This is a genomic window from Streptococcus sp. HSISS2 (assembly GCF_000448665.1).
Taxonomy (GTDB): Bacteria; Bacillota; Bacilli; order Lactobacillales; family Streptococcaceae; genus Streptococcus; species Streptococcus raffinosi.
Genome location: NZ_CM002133.1, coordinates 1,616,937 through 1,619,896 on the forward strand (window position 1 = coordinate 1,616,937; position 2,960 = coordinate 1,619,896).

Consider the following 2,960-nt stretch of genomic DNA (forward strand, 5'->3'; position numbering starts at 1 on the left):
AATGAAATGGCGAAAATTGGGTAACAAGACACTCCAGATAAGAACAATAAAAGATCAACTAAATCCAACTTAGCAGGTTGAATTCAGTTAATCTTTTTGGTCATTTTACTAATCATCACAAGCAGATAAATCATTTAAAAGACAAACTACCGAGTGATGTTAATCCTCTTGCTAGATTAAAGTTACGTTCTGATTTTTCTTGGAATTCTGTGAGTGTCTTACTCAAGTCACTCACTCCAGAACTCAGTGATTTGCCTTTAGAAAGATTGCGGACTGCTAGAACTTGAATAGCTCTGCATAATTCTGCAAGAAGTTCATCATTATCCTTCTTTCCAACTTCGATTTCATTTTTAAACGTTACGAGCAACTCTCTCTCATTTTCAGTTGTTTCTGGATTTATAATAAGATTATAGATATTGTTTAAGATATCCGTAATTTGCGTGTTATTGCTTTTTGTCATCTAGATTACCTCCTATAACCTGTAGCAAGATTAGGTTGAGCAAGTGAATTAAATTGGTTAATTGTTTGTGTTGTCATGAGCAACGACCTCTTTTAATAGTTCGCTGTGACATCATTATACACATCTAGCATATCAAATTCAATACTAAAAATATCCTTCTGCCACAAATGGTCCAAATTTAGCACAAACAGATAAAAAGAAGTAATCAAACGATTACTTCTTTCAGATTGAAGAATAAGTCCATTTTAGGCAACTTTCTTCAATCTGTTTCTTTTAGAGCATAAAGTGAAAAACTCTTATAAATTCCATTACATCAATATTCCTAAGAGATTTAACTACGTGGTAACCAACTTTTAAAAGGGCTTGCCTATATTCTGAAGTAAGCACATCGAGCGATTATTTTTCTATTGCTTTATTGACATAAAATCATATGTCTAACGCTATTCCTTATATTTTTCTATCATTCTTTATGATACAATAGCATCAATTTATTTTTAGGAGGATAATATATGACTTCTACTATTGGTATTATAAGTTTATCTAGTGGCATTATCGGTGAAGACTTTGTCAAACACGAAGTGGACTTGGGGGTCCAACGACTCAAGGACCTCGGACTCAATCCTATCTTTTTACCTCATTCGCTAAAAGGCTTAGATTTTATCAAAGAACATCCTGAAGCTCGTGCAGAGGATTTGATTCAGGCCTTTTCTGATGATAGTATCGACATGATCCTATGCGCCATCGGTGGAGACGATACCTATCGCTTGCTACCTTATCTTTTTGAAAATGACCAACTACAAAAAGTTATCAAACACAAGATTTTTCTTGGTTTCTCAGATACAACCATGAACCATCTCATGTTGCATAAACTAGGAATCAAGACTTTTTACGGCCAATCATTTCTAGCAGACATTTGTGAGTTAGACAAAGAAATGTTGCCATATAGCCGCCACTACTTTAAAGAATTGATTGAGACTGGAAAAATCTCAGAAATTCGCCCTAGTAACGTTTGGTATGAGGAACGGACTGATTTTAGTCCCAAAGTCTTGGGAACACCTCGTGTCAGCCATGCAAATACAGGTTTTGACTTATTACAAGGCAATACTCAGTTTGAGGGAGAAATCCTCGGTGGTTGCCTCGAATCTCTCTATGATATTTTTGACAACTCTCTACACGCAGATAGCACAGACCTCTGCCAAAAATACAAACTTTTCCCTGACTTATCCGACTGGGAAGGAAAGATTCTATTGCTAGAAACAAGTGAAGAAAAGCCTGAACCTGATGATTTCAAAAAAATGTTGCAAACTTTAAAAGAAACTAGGATATTTGAGGTCATCAGTGGACTCTTGGTCGGGAAACCTATGGATGAAACCTTCTATGACGACTATAAGGAGGCTTTAATGGACATCATTGATAGCAATATCCCGATTGTCTATAATCTGAATGTCGGCCATGCCACACCAAGAGCGATTGTTCCCTTTGGAGTCCACGCGTATGTAGATGCAACGGAGCAAGTCATTCGCTTTGATAATCACAAATAAAGCTGGGAAGAATTTCTCAGCTCAGATTGAAGTAATCAGACGATTACTTCTTTTTATTTTCTTAAACAGCGAAAATTGGGTAACAAGATACTCAAAATAAGAACTATAAAAATGCCCAAAACCATAATTGTAGTATAGGGATTAAAGCAGAGACTTATTAGCAAGGCAAGACTTATTCCAATCATTAGGTATCCCAACTTTCTCACTACTGACTTACTGATCTCATTGTGATTTTTAGTTGCTAGGCCAATACTTTTAGGAAGATAATTCCCGATTACTAGAAAAATGAGTGCCACTAACCAAATGACAGTCAATCGAACTTGAATTTGGCCTCCTAAGGCAAAAGTCAATATGAGACCTTGGATGACAACCGAAAAAATTGGGATAAGCCATAACATAAACTCTTTTAAGAATGGAATGGTTATTTGTTTAAAGAATGAAAATAAGAGATTATAAATGACAAGAGCAATAAAAGGAAGGACAACTATTGCTAGATTGCGTTCCATAAAACCATTGGCTTGTTCTTCCACATTAAAATGGATAGCCACCCGATTTGGGAGTTGATTGTAAAAGACTAGTCCGACAATAACCGGTGTAAGTATCACTATATTACCAATGACTCTTTGCATATTATTTTTCATCTTCTTTTCCTCCAAGTGACTGAATCCAGGTTAGAATTTCTTCAAAAACAGTTAAGTTCAAACTATAGTAAATAAAATTCTTCTGTTTTTTTCTTCAATTAGTCCTGCTTTTCTCAAGGTAGACAAATGATGAGAGACTGTTGCAGGAGCCAAGTCAAACTGTTGGCTGATTTCTCCAGCTGACTTCGGTCCCGACTTTAGATAGTCTAAAATTTCTCTCCTCACAGGGGCAGAGATGGATTTTAAGGTTTCAGATAAGCCCATGAGTTTCCTCCTTTTTCCAAATTCGGCGTGTCAGGAGTCCGACACCTAGCACAT

Annotated in this window: 3 protein-coding genes and 1 pseudogene; 1 reads left to right on the plus strand and 3 read right to left on the minus strand. The window is 36.1% G+C overall.

Annotated elements, in window-relative coordinates; all coding sequences use genetic code 11:
* Positions 1-130: 130 nt before the first annotated feature.
* Entirely contained in the window at positions 131-460 is a 330-nt protein-coding gene (locus HSISS2_RS07200) for a bacteriocin immunity protein (RefSeq protein WP_021146104.1), read from the minus strand.
* Between the two features lie 509 nt (positions 461-969).
* Here HSISS2_RS07200 and HSISS2_RS07205 point away from each other — a divergent pair.
* The gene (locus tag HSISS2_RS07205) at positions 970-2,001 is read left to right on the plus strand and encodes a S66 peptidase family protein (RefSeq protein WP_021146105.1); all 1,032 of its coding nucleotides are present in this window, start codon (positions 970-972) and stop codon (positions 1,999-2,001) included.
* Positions 2,002-2,054: 53 nt separating this feature from the next.
* On the opposite strand, the gene HSISS2_RS07210 is transcribed toward HSISS2_RS07205, so the two are convergent.
* Both HSISS2_RS07210 and HSISS2_RS07215 read right to left on the minus strand, forming a co-directional pair.
* Positions 2,055-2,642: a DUF1648 domain-containing protein gene (locus tag HSISS2_RS07210; protein WP_021146106.1), complete on the minus strand. Its 588-nt coding sequence runs from the start codon at positions 2,640-2,642 to the stop codon at positions 2,055-2,057.
* Positions 2,632-2,906, minus strand: a pseudogene (locus HSISS2_RS07215) (autorepressor SdpR family transcription factor). The gene HSISS2_RS07210 and the pseudogene HSISS2_RS07215 overlap by 11 nt, the downstream one beginning before the upstream one ends.
* Positions 2,907-2,960: the final 54 nt, after the last annotated feature.

Coding starts and splice junctions, on each gene's coding strand:
- HSISS2_RS07200 (WP_021146104.1), bottom strand. CDS start 460: ATGACAAAAAGCAATAACACGCAAATTACGGATATCTTAAACAATATC.
- HSISS2_RS07205 (WP_021146105.1), top strand. CDS start 970: ATGACTTCTACTATTGGTATTATAAGTTTATCTAGTGGCATTATCGGT.
- HSISS2_RS07210 (WP_021146106.1), bottom strand. CDS start 2,642: ATGAAAAATAATATGCAAAGAGTCATTGGTAATATAGTGATACTTACA.